The organism is Dactylosporangium sp. NPDC049742, assembly GCF_040674675.1.
Lineage (GTDB): Bacteria > Actinomycetota > Actinomycetes > Mycobacteriales > Micromonosporaceae > Dactylosporangium > Dactylosporangium maewongense.
The window spans coordinates 47,747-63,773 of record NZ_JBFANF010000053.1 but is presented as its reverse complement, the minus strand read 5'-3'; the positions used below and the strand labels follow the sequence as shown (position 1 = coordinate 63,773).

General features: G+C 72.3%; 13 protein-coding genes, 1 tRNA gene and 1 pseudogene. 9 read left to right on the top strand and 6 right to left on the bottom strand.

The window, feature by feature from the left end; genetic code table 11:
- The first annotated feature begins 23 nt into the window (after positions 1 to 23).
- From AB0J72_RS43510 to AB0J72_RS43500, 3 genes are read left to right on the top strand one after another with little or no spacing between them, the layout of a single operon-like run.
- A complete protein-coding gene (locus AB0J72_RS43510) occupies positions 24 to 1,544 on the top strand; it encodes a sodium:solute symporter (RefSeq protein WP_363410863.1) in 1,521 nt (506 codons plus the stop codon).
- The gene (locus AB0J72_RS43505; RefSeq protein ID WP_363410797.1) at positions 1,541 to 2,119 is read left to right on the top strand and encodes a SigE family RNA polymerase sigma factor; all 579 of its coding nucleotides are present in this window, start codon (positions 1,541 to 1,543) and stop codon (positions 2,117 to 2,119) included. The genes AB0J72_RS43510 and AB0J72_RS43505 overlap by 4 nt, the downstream gene beginning before the upstream one ends.
- Positions 2,116 to 2,460, top strand: coding sequence for a hypothetical protein (locus tag AB0J72_RS43500; protein ID WP_363410794.1), 345 nt, complete (start codon positions 2,116 to 2,118; stop codon positions 2,458 to 2,460). Before AB0J72_RS43505 ends, AB0J72_RS43500 begins: the two co-directional genes overlap by 4 nt.
- 27 nt (positions 2,461 to 2,487) lie before the next feature.
- Here the strand turns inward: AB0J72_RS43500 and AB0J72_RS43495 are convergent, their stop codons facing one another.
- The 3 genes from AB0J72_RS43495 to AB0J72_RS43485 are packed head-to-tail and all read right to left on the bottom strand — an operon-like array spanning position 2,488 to position 5,662.
- Positions 2,488 to 3,360 carry a carbohydrate ABC transporter permease gene (locus tag AB0J72_RS43495; protein ID WP_363410791.1) on the bottom strand — a complete coding sequence of 291 codons (873 nt, stop codon included), beginning with the start codon at positions 3,358 to 3,360 and terminating at the stop codon, positions 2,488 to 2,490.
- The gene (locus AB0J72_RS43490; protein WP_363410788.1) at positions 3,357 to 4,268 is read right to left on the bottom strand and encodes a sugar ABC transporter permease; all 912 of its coding nucleotides are present in this window, start codon (positions 4,266 to 4,268) and stop codon (positions 3,357 to 3,359) included. Before AB0J72_RS43490 ends, AB0J72_RS43495 begins: the two co-directional genes overlap by 4 nt.
- A complete protein-coding gene (locus tag AB0J72_RS43485; protein ID WP_363410785.1) occupies positions 4,268 to 5,662 on the bottom strand; it encodes an extracellular solute-binding protein in 1,395 nt (464 codons plus the stop codon). Before AB0J72_RS43485 ends, AB0J72_RS43490 begins: the two co-directional genes overlap by 1 nt.
- Before the next feature lie 296 nt (positions 5,663 to 5,958).
- On the opposite strand from AB0J72_RS43485, the pseudogene AB0J72_RS43480 reads away from it, so the two are divergent.
- The 3 genes and pseudogenes from AB0J72_RS43480 to AB0J72_RS43470 form a co-directional block, all read left to right on the top strand.
- Positions 5,959 to 6,336: pseudogene (locus tag AB0J72_RS43480) on the top strand (IS6 family transposase); the annotation flags it as partial.
- 251 nt (positions 6,337 to 6,587) lie between these two features.
- A complete protein-coding gene (locus AB0J72_RS43475) occupies positions 6,588 to 7,382 on the top strand; it encodes a hypothetical protein (RefSeq protein ID WP_363410782.1) in 795 nt (264 codons plus the stop codon).
- Entirely contained in the window at positions 7,352 to 8,068 is a 717-nt protein-coding gene (locus AB0J72_RS43470) for a hypothetical protein (RefSeq protein ID WP_363410779.1), read from the top strand. The genes AB0J72_RS43475 and AB0J72_RS43470 overlap by 31 nt, the downstream gene beginning before the upstream one ends.
- Positions 8,069 to 8,082: 14 nt before the next feature.
- Here AB0J72_RS43470 and AB0J72_RS43465 read toward each other — a convergent pair whose 3' ends face one another.
- Complete coding sequence (locus AB0J72_RS43465) at positions 8,083 to 9,735, bottom strand: DUF885 domain-containing protein (RefSeq protein WP_363410776.1); 1,653 nt, start codon at positions 9,733 to 9,735, stop codon at positions 8,083 to 8,085.
- A 139-nt stretch (positions 9,736 to 9,874) separates the two neighbouring features.
- On the opposite strand from AB0J72_RS43465, the gene AB0J72_RS43460 reads away from it, so the two are divergent.
- Both AB0J72_RS43460 and AB0J72_RS43455 read left to right on the top strand, forming a co-directional pair.
- Positions 9,875 to 9,948 (top strand) — tRNA-Cys (locus tag AB0J72_RS43460).
- Between the two features lie 33 nt (positions 9,949 to 9,981).
- Positions 9,982 to 11,430 (top strand): hypothetical protein, encoded by a 1,449-nt coding sequence (locus AB0J72_RS43455; RefSeq protein WP_363410773.1) that lies wholly within the window; start codon positions 9,982 to 9,984, stop codon positions 11,428 to 11,430.
- A gap of 58 nt (positions 11,431 to 11,488) precedes the next feature.
- Here AB0J72_RS43455 and AB0J72_RS43450 read toward each other — a convergent pair whose 3' ends face one another.
- The gene (locus AB0J72_RS43450) at positions 11,489 to 13,420 is read right to left on the bottom strand and encodes a HEAT repeat domain-containing protein (RefSeq protein ID WP_363410770.1); all 1,932 of its coding nucleotides are present in this window, start codon (positions 13,418 to 13,420) and stop codon (positions 11,489 to 11,491) included.
- 129 nt (positions 13,421 to 13,549) lie between these two features.
- On the bottom strand, positions 13,550 to 15,079 hold the full coding sequence (locus AB0J72_RS43445; protein ID WP_363410767.1) for a nucleoside hydrolase-like domain-containing protein: 1,530 nt from the start codon (positions 15,077 to 15,079) through the stop codon (positions 13,550 to 13,552).
- 264 nt (positions 15,080 to 15,343) lie between these two features.
- On the opposite strand from AB0J72_RS43445, the gene AB0J72_RS43440 reads away from it, so the two are divergent.
- A complete protein-coding gene (locus AB0J72_RS43440) occupies positions 15,344 to 16,027 on the top strand; it encodes a siderophore-interacting protein (RefSeq protein WP_363410764.1) in 684 nt (227 codons plus the stop codon).

The window sequence follows — 16,027 nt, the reverse complement described above, 5'->3', positions numbered from 1 at the left end:
ACACAGAGGACTGAGAGGTGCACATGGTCGATCCCGCCAGCACCACCGCCTTCACGCTGGTCGTCGCCGGCACGTCGCTGCTCGCGATCGCCGCGCGGCGCTTCCGGGTACGCGACGAACTGCCCACACTCGACGGCTGGGCACTGGCGGGGCGGCAGTTCGGGGCCGTGCTCACCTGGTTTCTGCTCGGCGGCACGATCTACACGGCCTACACGTACGCCGCGGTGCCAGGTCTGGTGTACGGCATCGGGGCGCTGGGGTTCTTCGCGCTCGCATACACGGTGATCGTCTACCCGCTGGCCTTCGTGCTCCTGCCGAAGCTCTGGCAGGCGGCGAAGGACGACGGCCACACAACCGTGGCCGATTACGTGCGGGCCCGGTACGACTCACCGCTGCTCGCGCTCGCGGTAGCGCTCACCGGAATCCTCGCCACCATGCCGTACATCGCCCTGCAACTCCTCGGCATCCGCGCGGTCCTGGCCGCCGGCGGGCTCTACCCCACCGACGGGATCGCGGGCGACCTCACGCTGGTTGCGGTGTTCGCGGTGCTGGCCGGCGCCACGTACCGCAACGGGCTGCGCGCGCCGGCCGTCATTTCCCTGGCCAAAGGGGTTCTGGTCGGCACCACGGTCGTCGGCATCGTCGTACTCGTGCTCGGTCGGCTCGGCGGGCCGCAGGCCGTGTTCCGGGCTGCCGAGGACGCCATCACCGCACGCGGCGCACCGGAGGCCTCCTTGACGCTCACCCCTTCGCTCTACACCACCTATGCCACGCTGGCGCTCGGCTCCGCGCTCGCGCTGCTCATGTATCCGCACGTACTGACCGCGTCCTTCGCCGCGTCCAGCGGCGACCAGCTCCGCAAGGCGATCATCGGGTTGCCGGCATGGACCGCGGTCCTGGGGCTCTTCGGGCTGCTCGGCGTCGCGGCGCTCGCCGCGGGCGTCGAGGCCCGGCCCGGCAACGCCGAGGCGGCTGTGCCGCTGATGGTGCGGGAGCTGACCTCGCCGGTCGCCGCTGGGCTCGTGTTCGGCGCGCTCGCGGTGGCGGTGCTGGTGCCCGCCGCGGTGATGTCGGTCGGCGCGGCGACGCTGTTCGTCCGCAACGTCTACGTCGAGTACTTCCACCCGACCGCGACACCGAAGCACCAGGCCCAGGTCGCCCGCGCGGTGTCGCTGGTGGCGAAGTTCGGGGCGCTGGCGTTCATCTTCGGCCTGCCGGACCAGGACGCGATCAACCTGCAACTGCTCGGCGGGGTGTGGATCCTGCAGACATTCCCCACGGTGGCGCTCGGGCTGTTCACCCGTTGGCCGCACCGCGGCGCGCTGCTCGTCGGCTGGCTCGTCGGCATGGTCGCGGGGACCGTGCTGGTAGCCTCCGGCGGCTTCTCCTCGGTCGTCTCATTCGCCGGCGTGCACGTGTACGTCGCGCTCGCCGCGCTGGTCCTCAACCTCGCGGTCGCTGCGGCGCTGACCCCGGCGCTGGACCGGCTCGGCGTGGCCCGGGAACTCGGCAACGGTACCGCCACCGGGGCGGTGGTCCCATGACGCAGCAGGTCTCGTCACGCCTGCTTGCACCGGCCGCCGAGTCGGCGCCGGCCAGCCCGGGTCCCACCGGGGTGAACCTCGCCGACCTGGAGCGCGAGGCCGCACTGGCCAGGCTCTTCGACGCCAACCACACCCCGCTGCTGCGCTTGGCGGTGCTGCTCGGAGCGGAGGGCGAGGCCGAGGACATCGTCTCGGAGGCGTTCTACGAGTTGTACCGGCGCTGGCACCGGTTACGCAGTCACGACGCCGCGCTGAGCTACGTGCGCGCCGTCGTTTGCAACCTCGTGCGGATGCGGGTGCGCCGGCTGCAGGTGGCACGCAGGCACGCGGAGCAGGTGATCGAGTCGGTCGGGTCGGCCGAGACCGAGGTGCTGCTGCGCGACGACCAGCGTGCCCTGGTGGAGGCGATCAAGCAACTGCCGGCCCGGCAGCGGGAAGCGCTGGTCCTGCGGTACTGGCTGGATCTGCGAGAATCGGAGATAGCCGCGGCGATGGGCATCTCGGCCGGCGCGGTCAAGTCGCACACGTCGCGAGGTATGGCCACGCTCACGCGGTTACTGGAGGAGCGGAGATGAGTGGCGTTCCATCCAGCCAAGGACCAGGCCAGGCACCCGGAACCGGTTCGGCCGCGGGCTCGGGCGTCGCCGAGGAACAGCTCCGTGACGTCTTCGACGCGCTCGCCACCTCGGTCCACGGCGCGTCGAACCGCTACCCGGCCGCCCTGGCCGACTGGAGGCGCCGGGAACGCCGGCGGCGGATCGTGCTGGCGATCCTCGCCGCGGTGATCTTTGCGCTGGCCGACATCATCGGCCTGTGGGCGCTCAGCCGCGCTGACGTCAACATCCACATCATCTTCGATGACCGGCCGGTAAGCAGTACCGAGGCGCCGAGGAACGGCATCGGGCCGCCGCCGTAGCCGCCACGGCCGGCGTTTCCGCCACGGTCAGGCCACGGTCACCGCGCCTGCGGTGAACCCCGCGACGAACCGCTTGAGCAACAGGTTGAAGACCACTCCGACGGGCACCGCGACCAGCACGACGGCACCCTGCAGGGACTGCCAGTAGAACAGGTCGCCGCGGATCAGCTCGGTGGGGATCCCGGTCGAGACGACCTTCCCGGCGGTGGGAGAGACGAACGCGATCGCGTACAGGTACTCGCTCGCGCACAGGACGAAGCTGAGCACCACGACCGCGACCACCCCGGGCACCGCCAGCGGCAGCGCGACCTGGCGAAAGGCGGCGAACCGGGTACAGCCGTCGACCAGTGCCTGCTCCTCGACCTGCAGAGGGATGGCGCTGAAGAAGCCCATCATCAGCCAGACCGACACCGGGACGGTCAGCGTCGGGTAGACCAGCACCAGGGCCCAGTCCGAGTCCTGCAGGCCGGCGGCGGCGACGAGCCGCGACAGCGGCAGGAACAGCACGCTCGGCGGGACGAGGTAGCACAGGAAGATCGCCATACCGAGCCGGCCGGCCCATGGCCGCCGCAGCCGCGCCAGCGCGTAGCCGGCCGGCGTGGCGAGCAGGAGGGTGGCCACGACCACTGCCGCGCCGATCCACAGCGTGTTCCAGGCGAACGTCGGAAAGGCCGTGTGCCGCCACAGGTACGCGAGGTGGTCGGCGGTCGGCGGGGCGTTGAACCACAAGGGACTGTGCGCCGGGTCGTACAGGTCCCGGTTGAGCTTCACTGCGGTGATCATGCTCCACAGGAACGGGCCGGCGCCCAGCAACGCGGCCGCGTAGGCCGCCGCATGCACGGCCACACCACCCAGCCGTTGCCGCCGCCGCGCCCGCTCGGCGCGCCGAGCGGGGATCACCGGGTCACCATCCGGCGCACCAGGCCGAGGATCGTCAGCGTCGCGGCCAGCAGTACGGGCAGCAGGAACAGGGCCACCGCGGCGCCCTGGCCGACGTCTCCGCCGTCGATGCCCCGGCGGAACGCCAGCGTGGCAAGCACCTCCGTGGAGTGGGTCGGGCCGCCGTTGGTCAGCACCCGAACCACCGCCATGTCGCTGAAGGTGAAGACCGCGCAGAACAGGCCCGCGACCGCGACGATCGGGGCGGTCAGCGGTACCGTCATGAACCGGGTCCGCAGCCAGCGGCCGGCGCCGTCGACACGGGCGGCCTCGTAGATGTTGCGGGGGATCGCCACGAGCCCGGCCATGATGATGACGGCGGTGAGCGGGGTGAGCCGCCATGCCTGCACCGCCACGACCGATGCCATGGCCGTCGAGGGCCGGCCGAGCCAGTTGACGCTCTCCCCCACGCCGAGCAGGCCGAGCTGCCGGCCGGCCCAGTCCAGCGGCGAGTAGACCGAATCGAGCATCCACAGCCACGCGACCGATGACACGGTGACCGGGGTGACCCAGGGCAGCAGCACGCACAGCCGCACCAGCCAGCGTCCGTACACCCGGGCCAGCATCAGCCGGGCCACCACGTTCCCGCCGACCACTGCCAGCGACGTGGTCGCCGCGGTGATGATGCAGGTGTTGAGCAACGCCCGCCAGAACACCGGGTCGGCCAGCACGCGTTCGATGCCGGCCAGACCGGCCCAGTCGAAGGTCGGGTCGGCGACGGTCACGTCCGACACGGCGAACGCGACGGCCAGGACCATCGGCCCGAGGATCACGGCGGCGACGTAGGCGACGGTCGGGACGACGAACAGCGATGCCAGCGCGCGGTCGCGGCCGCGGCGCCTGCGCGGCGGGAATGCGTGGTGTCCCATCAGGCCACCAGCCCCCGGGCCTGCCACTTGGCGAAGATGGACCGGACCTGCGCCGCGGCGTCGGCGACCGCGACCGCGGCGCTGACCTCGCCGCGCGCCGCGCGGGCGAACATGTCGGGGATGACGAAGCTGCTGGCGACCTCACCGACGGCGGCATTGGCGGTACCTGGGTGGCCCAGGTCGGCGCTCCACCGGGCGGCGTCGACGAGCAGCTCGAGCTTGCCGGGCGGGTCGGCGCGGAACGGGTCGCGCCGCAGCCAGGTCGCGAGCTCCGGGGTACGGCTGGGCCAGGCGCACAGGTCGTACAGCATCGACGAGTAGGTGGCGGCGGCGAAGTTCGCGGTGTAGTGCAACAGAAACTCCTGTCCGGCGGCGGCCCCGGTGGCGTACTTCGGGATGACCCAGTTGTGCACGAGGTGGTGTGCGGCTGTGGCGCCCGCCGGGCCGGCGAGTGCCGGCACGAAGTCGATGTCGGCCGCGATCGCCGGGGTGGAGCGCTGCGCGGTGCGCCAGGCGGAGATCGAGTTGCTGATGTAGGACAGCCGGCCGGCGACCAGCCCCTGGTTGTTGGAGGTGGGGATCCACGAGAAGACCTCGTCGGTCATGGCCTGGCGGTACAGCCGGGTCATGAACTCCACCGCCGCCACGGCCTCGGGCGTGTCGAGCGTGACCCGCCCCTCGGCGTCCTGAATGGACGATCCGAACGACCACAGCAGGGAGCGGCCGACCATGTTCGAGTCGAGCTCCTGTGACATGCCGAGCCCGAGCTGGACGCCGGTGGCACGGCGGATCTCGGCCCCGCCGCGCAGCAGTTCGTCCCAGCTCGAAGGGCCGTCGGGCAGGCCGATCTTCGACCACATCGAGCGCCGGTAGTTCCCGGGATCCGGCACCCAGCCCGGCGCGTAGGCGAAGTACCGGTTCGTCGCCGGGTTGAAGCTCGACCGCCGGCACAGTTCCAGCTGAGGACCCCACCGCCGGTTGGCCTCCCGGACGAGGTCGGTGAGGTCCAGCACCGCCGGTTCGAACTGCGGCAGCGGCGCCACGTACTGGATGAGGTCGTGCCCCCGACCGGCGTAGATCTCGGCCGCTACCCGGGTCGTGACCTGGCCCAGGTCGATGTGGTCGACGGTGACGTCGACGCCGACCTGGCCGGCCCACCGGCGGACGAAGCCGTCGAACCAGCGATCGTATGTCGGCACAAAGTGGCTCCAGGCGAGGATCCGCAGTGCCCCGGTCAGCTTCACCGTCGGCGACGTGAACTGCTCCGCCGGGCCGCCCGCGAGCACACCAGCACCGAAAGCGTCGTCGTCCTCATGCGCACAGCCGGCGGCCAGCGCCATGCCGGCGACCGCCGCGCCGCCGACGAACCGGCGCCGGCTCAGCCGCGCAGACAACAGGTTGGATAAAAGCACACCCTTCTGTTGCCGCAGCGGCCGAATCGTTTACCAGCCTGGCCATCCAGGTTTTGTCCTCATGCCGGCACCCCGGCGGCACGGCGGGCCCCACGCGAGTCTGTCGATGGCCGGGCTACTCTGCGCCGGTGAGTTCGCCGAACGGTCACAGCTCGATGGGGATCCGCCGCCGGAGGGCGCCGAGTGGATCAAGGCGTACCGGCCTGGGGCGGATGGGGTCTGTTGCGTTGAGCGTTCGCCTGGTGAGGCAGGCTTGAGCGGTGAAGGTCTCGAACCGCCTGCGGGCAGCCTTACCGCAGCGGTCGCCGTTCGCCGGATTCCGGTTCCCGCAGGAGGCGATCGTGGTCGCGGTCCGCTGGTACCCGCGCTACAACCTCTCCTACCGCGACCTTGAGGAACTGCTCCTCGAGCGTGGTGTCGAGGTCGACCACGTCACGATCTTCCGGTGGGTGCAGCGGTTCACGCCGCTGCTGGCGGACGCGGCCAGGTTCTGCCGGCACTCGCCGGGTGACCGGTGGTTCGTCGATGAAACGTACGTGAAGGTCGGTGGCGTCTGGCGGCACGTGTACCGCGCCGTCGACCAGTACGGCCTGGTCATCGACGTACTCGTCGCTGCCCGCCGCGACGCCTCCGCGGCCCGCCGGTTCTTCCGGCGCGTTAGTCTTTTCGGGCAGCGGCGCGAACGGGTTGCCGCGGGTGTTGGGCCAGGCCGGGTCCGCGCCGCGGGTGTTGCCGAACGGGTCGAGTTTGCGCCGGGTCGTGGTGTACCTGCGCCCAGCGGGACGGTGCGGCCGGATGATCCCGACGGGGCGCGGGTTTGGGGCTGCCGTCCCGGGTAGACCTGCGGCTCCATCGGTCGCAAGGGCGTCCGCGGCAGGTCTGTGCTGGAGGCGGTATGCGTTCGACGATGCTTGACACCCGGCCGGTGGTGCCGGGCGAGGACCGCCGCAACGGGGTGACGGTCGCGGCGCAGGCGCAGCCGGACCGGTGGTGGTTCGGGCTGGGGCAGCCGACCCGTCCGATCGAGGCCGGTGAAGGCGCCCCGGAGGGTGCCCGCGCACAGACGGTGCAGGGCTACGTGTGGGCGTTCACCGCGGACGAGGCCCAGCGCAGCGTGTGGTGGGGCACGGTGTCCAACGCGACCGCCGGCGGGATCGCGACCCTGGCCGGGGAGTTCGCCGGCTCGGGCCTGACCCCGCCGGTGCAGCCGTGGGACGACCCGGACACCGTCAGCTGCGAGTTCGCCTCCTCTTACAACGCCGTCCACGACATCCCGCCGGCGCAGAGCGTCGCCGGTGATGCGGTGCCGGTGCAGGTGTGGCAGTACGACATCGCGTCCGGCACGGCCACCAACCGTACCCCCGACGAGGACCAGTGCCCCGACCTCAACCGGGTCGTCGGGCTCCGGGCGGCCGGATCGATCGGTGACGTGGTGCTGCTCGGCGGGATCGAGACCGCGCTCACCGGCGGGGCGCAGGCCAGCGGCGTCGTGATGCTGCTGGCGTACCACGTCGACGGCACGTTCCTGGGCTGGCAGCGGTTCCCGGAGTGGGACAACATCAAGAACTTCGTCGTCGCCGACGGCCGGCTCTACTTCGGGGTCGGTCTGGCCGAGACCGGCGCGCCGGGCAGCGGGTCGGGGCCTACCTGCGCAGCTCGCCCGGCGGGGTGGTGTACCGGATCAAGGACCCCGGTGAGCTGAACCAGCAGGTCGAGCTCCTCTACGGGGAGCGCCGCTACTGGGTCTACGACCCTGGCACCAGCGACTGGCGGCAGCAGGACAACCTGCTGCACCAGGATCCGAAGTTCGGCGGCGGCGGGTTCGGCAACCGGTTCAACGACTACGTCGGCTGGGGTGCGGCCGTCTTCCGCGGCAAGCTGTACCTCGGCACCTTCAACGCCGAACGGGTGTTCCGCGACATCACCCTCAACCCGGCCACCGGGATACTCTCGCAGCTCGTCGGCCGGCCCGTCACCGCGGTGGAGACCACGATGTGGCGGCAGCTGGCGGCCCGGCTGGTGTTGCGGGACAACCGCACCGCCGGGCAGGTCTGGGTGTTCGACGACGCCGACAGCCCCGCCTGGCCGCTCACCACCACCGGGTTCAACAACGCCTGCAACTGGGGCATCCGCGGCGTCCTCCCGGTCGGCGACGAGCACCTGTTCTTCGGCACCAACCAGGGCTGGCAGTACCCCACCGAACCCCGCGACGACCCGCCCCGCCGCGCCGGCTGGCAGCTGCTCAAGTACTCCCCGGCCGCGGCCTCCAACGGCCAGACCGCCGTCGAACTCCTGCAGGCCCTGGTCCCCGGCTGGGCCGACCCGGTCAAGCTGGTGAAACGCGTCGCCGCCACCCTGCCCATCCCGATCGGACCCACCCGCGAGTAGCCGTGCGTGCCCGCTTACGCCGCCCAGCGTTGGACGCGCTCGGCGAGGGTGCCGAGGGGCAGCGGGCCGGAGGTGAGGACGGTGTCGTGGAAGGCGCGGATGTCGAACCGGTCGCCCATCGTGGCACGGGCCTGCTCGCGGAGCCGCTGGATCTCCAGGCGGCCCACCATGTACGCGAGGGCCTGGCCGGGGTCGGCGATGTACCGGTCGGTCTCGGACTGGATCTCGACCTCCGCCATGGCGGTGTTGGCCCGTAGGTAGTCCACGACCTGCTGGCGGCTCCAGCCCTTCGCGTGGATACCGGTGTCCACGACGAGACGGGCGGCGCGCATCGAGTCGGTGGCGAGCATGCCGAGCCGGGTGAGCGGGCTGGAGTAGAGGCCCATCTCGTCGGCGAGGCGCTCCGCGTACAGCCCCCAGCCCTCGCCATAGGCGGTGAACTGCGCGATGCGCCGCAGCAGCGGCAGGCCGGTCAGCTCCTGCGCGAGGCTGATCTGCAGGTGGTGGCCGGGGACGGCCTCGTGGAAGGCGGTCGCCTCGGCGACCGTGCGGTCGCGGTCGCCGGGCTGGAAGGTGTTGGCGAAGTAGATACCTGGGCGGCTGCCGTCGATCGCCGGGGCCAGGTAGTACGCGGCGGGAGCGCCGGGAGCCTCGTCGGCGGGGACCGGCGCGACCGTGCACCGCTGCGCCGGCAGCGTGCCGAACCACTCGGGTGCGGCCTTCTCGGCGCGCTCGATCGCGTCGCGCGCCGCGTCGAGGAGCTCGTCGCCGTCGCGCCAGCGCAGCGCCGGGTCGGTGCGCAGACGGTGCAGCACGTCGGCGGTGTCGGAGGTGCCGAACGCCTCCGCGCCGATCTCCGCGAACTCCCTGGCGAGCCCGGCGATCAGGTCGAGGCCGATGCGGTGCAGCTCGTCGGGTGTGCGGTCGGTGGTGGTGTGCAGGCGCACCTGGCGCAGGTACAGCTCGTCGCCGCCGGGCAGGAAGCACAGGCCGGCCTCCTCCAGGCCGCGGGAGGCGGGGGCGATCTCGGTGGCGAGCGTGTCGCGGTAGGCGGCGACGGCGGGCCGGACGACCTCGTCGATCAGCCGGTCACGTTCGGCGGCGAACCCGTTGTCCTCGGCCGGCGCGGGCTTGCGCAGCGGGTCGCCGTCGGCGTTGGCCAGGTAGCGGTCGAGGTGCGCGACGGCACCTTCGACAAGGCGCCGGACCGGCCGCCGGCCGGCGGCGATGCCGTCTCGGTGGCGCTGGGCGATCTGCGCGAACGCCTCCGGCAGCTTCCCGAGCCGGGCGAGATAGCCGTCGGCGCGTGTGGCGTCGGTCAGCCCGACCATCGGCAGCTGGACCAGCAGCGCCGCGGCCGGCGCGGTCCAGGTGTCGGTGATCGCATACTCGGTGGAGCGCAGGTCCACGGTGTCCACGATGGACTGCGCCTGCTGCAGGACGACGCCGAGGGTGAGCTGGTCGTCGTCGCTGAGACCGGCGGGGTCCAGCGCCCCGGCACGGGCGGCGATCGCGAGCGCGCGGTCCCTGATCGCGGCGTCGCCGGCCTCGCTGTAGTCCCGCATCTGGTCGTCGCGGCCGGGGATGCCGAGCAGGGAGGCGCCGATGGGGAACACGTCGAGCATCACGTCGAGCAGGTCTTCAGCGAGCTGGTTGGCAGTGGACATGTCGTCTCCCTGTCGCCGCGCATCGATCGGTGCGCCGATGCTACTGGTTTCGCGGCCAAGGGTGCACCGTCCGTAGCGCATCGGCTCCGCTGAGCGCGGTGTCCCGGCCGGTGCTCGCCGGCCGGTAGCATGCGCCGCGACGGGTGTAGCGCAGAGGTCGTCGCGGCGGGACTGCAATTCCTGAGGACGCCGGTTCGAATCCGGCCGCCCGTCATCGTCCTGTCGTCGCGTGTCCGGGGGACGCTGATGGCGCTGACCGAGCCGGTGCTGCGCAGGTACGACCTTCCGGCGGCCGCCGTGCGGGCCGCCACCGAACGCCGGCTCGCGGGCGACTGGCAGGGCGCGTGCGCGGCGGCCGGCGTCGAGGTCGACGCGTCGGTGCTCGCGTGGGAGCCCCGGATGCTGGACGACCTGCGGCACCTGGCGCCGGATCTGCTCCGCTGGCATCTGCTCGACGGTGGCCTGAAGTTCGCGCGCGGCGTCCAGTTGCCACTGCTGCTGGCGCAGTACCCCAGAGGACTGGCGCTCGTCGTGCATCCCCACTTCGAGACGTACGGGCCGCACCGGCTGCGGCTGTCGACGGACACCGCCTGGGTGCGCAGCCGGTGGGACAGCAGCCGGCATCTGTGGGACGCGCGCCACGCCACGCGGCTGCTGCACCGGCTGGGCGGCGGCGACCGCACACCCGGCTTCCACCGCGACGGCCGCCGCCTGGACCACGGGGACCTGCCGCAGGCTGCGCCGCCGATTGACGACCGTGCGGCGAGCGCCGAGTGGGAGCAGCGGCTGCTCCTCGACGACCGCGTCGCCGGATGGCGTGCGGCCGGGGTCGAGATCGACCCGACGGTCACGGCGGCGTTCAACGCTCCCGGGGCGATGTACCCGTTCCTCCGGATGAGCCTGGTCGTGCCGGCCGCCTGGGACCTGCTCGGCGCCGGCACGAGGTCGGGCACCGTCCTGGTGACCCGGCTGCCGCAGTTGCCGGAACAGGCTTTGACGCTCACGCTGGGCCCCGGCACGGGCGCGGTGCTGCGGGTGGACAGATGGCGCCGGGCGCAGCGCCTGCCTGCGGTGCTGGAGACCGCCATGAACCTGCCGTGGTTCGTCGAGGCGCTGCGCCGCGGGTGGCTGCCCATCAGCGCCGTGCATCCGCTGGTACGCGCCGCGATGTTCCCGGACGCCCCGGACACTCCGTACGTCCCGGCGGCCGGTGTGCGGGTGCCCGAGCGCATCCACGTCCAGTGCGGCCACCGGCGGCACTACGTGGGGTGGCGCGACGGCAGGTTGGAGGCGTTGAGCCACACCCCGGACGACGTGCGCCGCGAACGCGCCCTGCAAGCGCTGGGCGGCAGGTCAGCAGGCTGCTTCGCCGTGCTGGACAACTGGTCGGCCCGGACCGGACCGTTGCCGCGGCAGATCCGGACGGTCGCCCGCCACATGCTGCTCGCGGCCGGCCACGGCGACGTCGCCGAGGTGCACCGGCTGCTGGACGCCGGGGTCGACCCTCGCGGTGTCCGCGGCGTGCAGCGCCGATCACTGCTGCACATGGCCCACCTCATCGGCGACGTCGCCCTGATCCGGCGGCTGCGGGCGGCCGGCGTCGACCCCACCGTGCCGGATGGCCACGGACACACTGCTCTGCGGGCGGCGCAGGCGACGGGTGCCTCCGTGGCGATCCTCAGCGCGCTGCAGTAGCACCACGGCCGTGGTCCGCAGCCGGGTCTTGTCCGCGGCGCCGTTGCCGAGCGGCAGGTCAGCGGTCCGGGTCCACTCGTCCGGCGGCGGACGCGGCGGAGCGGACCCGCGGGTCCGGATCCGAGGACCGGAGCGCTTCGAGGCGGTCGCGGGCGTCGGGGTCGGCCAGCGCCCGCAGCGCCGCGGCGGCCCTGGCCCGCACCCGCGGCGCCGGATCGTCGAGCAGGGCGCGGACGGCGGGCAGGTGGTCCCGGTCGGCGCGGCGGGCCACCGCGGCGGCCGCGTTCGCCCGCATGCCCGGGTCCTCGTGGGTGAGCGCGCCGGCGAGCTGGTCACGCACCTCCGAGCCCTGCTGGTGACCCAGGATCCAGATGTACGCGCGTTGCCGGAAGATGTCGCTGCCGGACACCCCGTACCAGTGCCTCGCGGCGTCGGGGATGGCGGCGAGCGCGCGGCCGGCGGCGCGCCAGACCGCGGCGTCCGGCGAGGTCAGGAACACGTGCCGCAACGTCGGCACCGCCGCCGGATCGCCGATGCGGCCCAGCGCCGCCGCCGCCCGGCCGGCGTGCGCGGTGTCGCACAGCCTGATCAGCCCGCCGACGTGCCGCCGGTCGCCGGTGCGGGTGAGCAACCGGGCAGCCCGGTCACGGACCGCGGGGTCCGGATCGTCGCAGGTCGCGAGGGCGACGTCGGGCACCCGGGGGTCGTCGATGTGTGCCAGCGCCCGGAGGCTGTGGTCGCGGACGTCGGCGCGCGCGTGCCCGGCCAGGTCGGTCAGCGTCGGCACGGCGTCGGGTGCACCGATCTTCCCGAGCGCCGCGATGAGGGCGATCGGCACCCACCGCGCCTCCCGCGCCATCCGGCACAGGGCGGGCACCGCCTCGACCGCGCGGAGCTCGCCGAGCGCGTGGGGCGCCGACTCCGCCCACGCCGGATCCGTGGTCTTCTCGATGAAGAACGCGACATGTCCGGCCCCGTGCTCGGTGAGCCAGCCCGGATCGTCCCGCCACGGTGGTTCGTGCGGATCGAGGAACCGGCCGTGCAGCGCGGCCTCGGCCGCCGGCCCGCCGACCGCCCGCAGCCGGGCCACCGCCGCACGGCGGACCCACCGGTCCTCCGGCCTGGCGGTCGCAGCGGCCGCGGCAAGCAGGCGGAGCTCCCGGTCGCCGGCCGGCCCGGTCAGCCCCCGGATCGCGGCCACGGCCAGCCATCCCGTCTCCCGCTCGACGACGTCCAGCAGCCGGTCACTGTCCACCGGTTCGCCGCTCGCCACCTGGGTCATCACGGCAACCATGCGCTCCCACAAGTCGGCCGAGTCCCACCACGCGACGGCGAGCCGGCGCGACGCCGTCTCGGGCCGGGTGGCGATGGCGTACACGCCGGAGCGCAACTCGCTGAGGCAGCATGACCGCGCCGGTCCGGCCTTCTCCGCCTCGTACGCCGCGAGCAGCGTCGTCAGTGCCTCGTCGGTGCCGATCGCGGCGAGGCGCCGCGCGTAGCCGCCGAGGTGCCCGTCCCGGCCCGGCGGCTCAGGCGCCACCGTCTCGTCCGCGGGCTCCGGCGGGTGCGGCAGGCCGAGCGCATCAGCGAGACGGACGTGCTGCTCCCGCCACCACTCGTAGGCGTGCTGCCCGGCGAGGTGGTCGTGCAGGTCCGTGAGCACCGCGTGCCGGATCGCCGCCGCCCCGGGCGTCCGCACGAGCCGCTCCGTGAACCGCGCCCGGTCGTCCCCCGGGCGCCACGACATGGCCTCGACGAGGTGGACGACCCGCTGCGGTACCCCCGCACGGGCCAGGTCCACGGCGGACACGCCACGTCCGGGCACGAGGTGCAGCAATGCCGCCTGCCGGACGGTCGCGTCCGCCCCTGCACCGGGCCCGGCAAGGATCCGGTCCACGCGTTCGAGATGGCCGAGCAGCAGCCCACCACCGGCGAACAGCTGTCCCCGGTGCGCCCGCGCCGCGATCCGCCGGGCCTTGGCAAGTCCCATGCCCCGTATCCAATACCACCGGCACGGGAGCCGGAACCGCGACCACGACGGCCGGTCGCGGCTGATGCGCGACCGGCCGTCGGGTCAGGCCGCTGCCTGATCCTTACGGGTGGTGGGACGGCTTGTGGTTCAGCCGCTGACGGTGAGCACGACGCGCTGGTACGACGTCAGCGCCGGCGATCCGTTGTCCGTCACCTGGAGGATGAGGTGGATCGTCTGGCCGGGTGCGGCATCGTCCGGGACACGGACCTTCACGACGTGCTGCTGCTGTCCGCCGGGGACCTGGTTGATCGTGACGGTTCCCGGGTAGGTGTCGGCGTCCGCGTACTGCCACCAGCTGCTGGTGACCTGGTCCCGGTCCGGGTCGCCGGTGAGGCCGGTGAGCGTGACCGTCTGACCGCGCGAGACGGTGCGGTCCACCTGGCCGGCGACCTTGGCCGTCGGCTCGTGGTTGGCCTCCGAGTAGCGCGCGGCCACGGTCCACTGCAGCCTGGCGGCGAAGTCCTGCTGAGCCGTGCCGAACCAGCGGCTGGCGGCGTAGTTGCCCGACGGGACGCCGTTCGGATCGGTGTCGCTTCCCTTGCGCCCGCCCCAGCCGCCGTAGCCGGCATCGACGTATCCGCGCAGACCGTTGTCGATGAGGTTCATGAAGATCGACGTGTCGCCCTCGGAGATCCAGGAGCCCTTCGCCTGCGGGGGTGTCCAGACGACGTACCCCATCGCCTTGAGCTGTTCGGTGGTGAGCCCGGAGAAGCCGAAGTGGTCGAAGATGTCGCCGGGGACCATCTGCTTGCCGTCGCCCCAGACCCGGTAGTAGGCGCCGAACGGTCCTACGTCGGACACGTTCGCCTTGGTCCATTCGGCGGACAGGTACTTCGCGTCCTGGGGAAGCACGGCGTTGCGGGCACCGTAGCCCCAGATGCTGGTCGACATCTGACGGAACTCGATGCCGGGCCAGTTCTTGCCGATGTAGCCGGCGTAGGTGCCGTCCTGGTCGCCGAACGACTGGATGATCGCCTTCTGCGACACCTTCGTGGAGATCTGCGCCCACTGCGGCGTGTTCTCGTACTCGTCCTTGATGGACTTCAGTGCCCTGGCGATCGTGCTCTGGCCGGCGCCGGTGAGCAGGTAGACGGGGCCGGGACGGTTGTCGAGCAGGCTCTTCCTGATCAGGTCCGAGCCGGGCGAGTCCTTGGAGATGTCACCGTCGAACTCGATGTTCCCGGTGTAGATCTTCGACTGCAGTTCCTTGGGCGAGGGGTAGCCGCCGGCGTGCTTGCGCAGGTTGGGGTAGACCTGCGCGTAGATGTCGACCGCATCGTCGATGAACCGCTCGCCCGGCTTCCAGCGCCACGATGTGCACGGGCAGATGTTCAGCCCGAACCGGGTGTACTCACGCCCCGCCACGTGCCACAGCGTGCCCTTGCCGTCGCCGGCCCAGTGCACACCGCTGCTGGAGTAGACGAGGCCCTCGGTGTCGAACTCGTTGCTGTACATCAGATAGCGCACGAGCGTGTTCTGGTCGTCGAGCTCCGGGTCGTGCATGAGGATGACGCGGGGCTTGGCGTTTTCACCGCCGGGCTGGCTGTCAGCGTCGCCGGCGAACGCGGATGCGCCGCTGGCCGCGATCATGACTCCCGCGAGCACGGCTGCCGTCATGGTGCGCAGCGCGGGCCGGCGCATGCGGCGCCCTGCGGTCGGACCAGGAAGTTTTCGCAACAGATCCTCCTCGAACCCCAGGGGGAATGCCCGCCTGGGACGGTCATCGGTCTTCAGTGCCACGCGCGCGGCATGAATATCTATTCAGATCTGACTTGATATATAGCGTTAATCAGCACGACACAAAAGTCAAGGCCGTCGCTGAACGCCCCGTCGGGCGGGTGCTGCAAGATACGGGCAAGCACCGGAGTGGGAGGAGCCCCTGTGGGGATCGCGGGTCGTCTGATCGACATGGCCGAGGCCGCCCTGCTGACGGAGGCCGAGGTCGCGGCCGTCGACGGGGTCGGCGACGACTTCGTCCGGGTCGACCTCGTGGCGCCGGCGTTCCGGGCCGCCAAGTGGGCGGCCGGGGCCAAGGTGCAGATCCGCCCGCCGGGGGCCGGTCGGGGGCTGCGCACGTTCACGCCCACGAGCTGGGACGTCGACGGAGGGCGGACCAGTCTGCTCGCCTACCTGCACGGCGACGGGCCGGCGAGCGTCTGGTTCCGGCGGGTCCAGGCCGGCGACCGGGTCAAGCTGATGGGGCCGCGCCGGTCGATCGATCCGCCGGCCGCCGGGGACCCGGTCCTGTTCGTCGGCGACGCCACCAGCGTGGCGCTGGCCCGGGCGTTCGAGACCACGGGTGCGGCGCTCACCTGCCTGTTCGAGGCGGAGCGGCCGGCGGCGCTGGAGGGCCTGCGGCCGGGCGCCGAGGTCTGCGAGCCGGCCGCGCTGCTCGACCGGCTGCGGACCGTCGGGGCCGGCATGGCGGGGCCGTACCGGCTGGTCGTGACGGGCAACGCGGCCACGGTCCACGCCGTGCGGCGGGAGATCCGCACGTGGTCCGCGCCGCCCGCCAAGGTGACCGGCAAGGCGTACTGGGCGGCCGGCAAAACCGGCCTCGACTGA

Bases quoted from the DNA above. Each gene is read 5' to 3' on its own strand.
- AB0J72_RS43510 (WP_363410863.1), top strand. From the start codon at position 24: ATGGTCGATCCCGCCAGCACCACCGCCTTCACGCTGGTCGTCGCCGGC.
- AB0J72_RS43505 (WP_363410797.1), top strand. From the start codon at position 1,541: ATGACGCAGCAGGTCTCGTCACGCCTGCTTGCACCGGCCGCCGAGTCG.
- AB0J72_RS43500 (WP_363410794.1), top strand. From the start codon at position 2,116: ATGAGTGGCGTTCCATCCAGCCAAGGACCAGGCCAGGCACCCGGAACC.
- AB0J72_RS43490 (WP_363410788.1), bottom strand. From the start codon at position 4,268: ATGGGACACCACGCATTCCCGCCGCGCAGGCGCCGCGGCCGCGACCGC.
- AB0J72_RS43475 (WP_363410782.1), top strand. From the start codon at position 6,588: ATGCTTGACACCCGGCCGGTGGTGCCGGGCGAGGACCGCCGCAACGGG.
- AB0J72_RS43465 (WP_363410776.1), bottom strand. From the start codon at position 9,735: ATGTCCACTGCCAACCAGCTCGCTGAAGACCTGCTCGACGTGATGCTC.
- AB0J72_RS43455 (WP_363410773.1), top strand. From the start codon at position 9,982: ATGGCGCTGACCGAGCCGGTGCTGCGCAGGTACGACCTTCCGGCGGCC.
- AB0J72_RS43450 (WP_363410770.1), bottom strand. From the start codon at position 13,420: ATGGGACTTGCCAAGGCCCGGCGGATCGCGGCGCGGGCGCACCGGGGA.
- AB0J72_RS43445 (WP_363410767.1), bottom strand. From the start codon at position 15,079: ATGACGGCAGCCGTGCTCGCGGGAGTCATGATCGCGGCCAGCGGCGCA.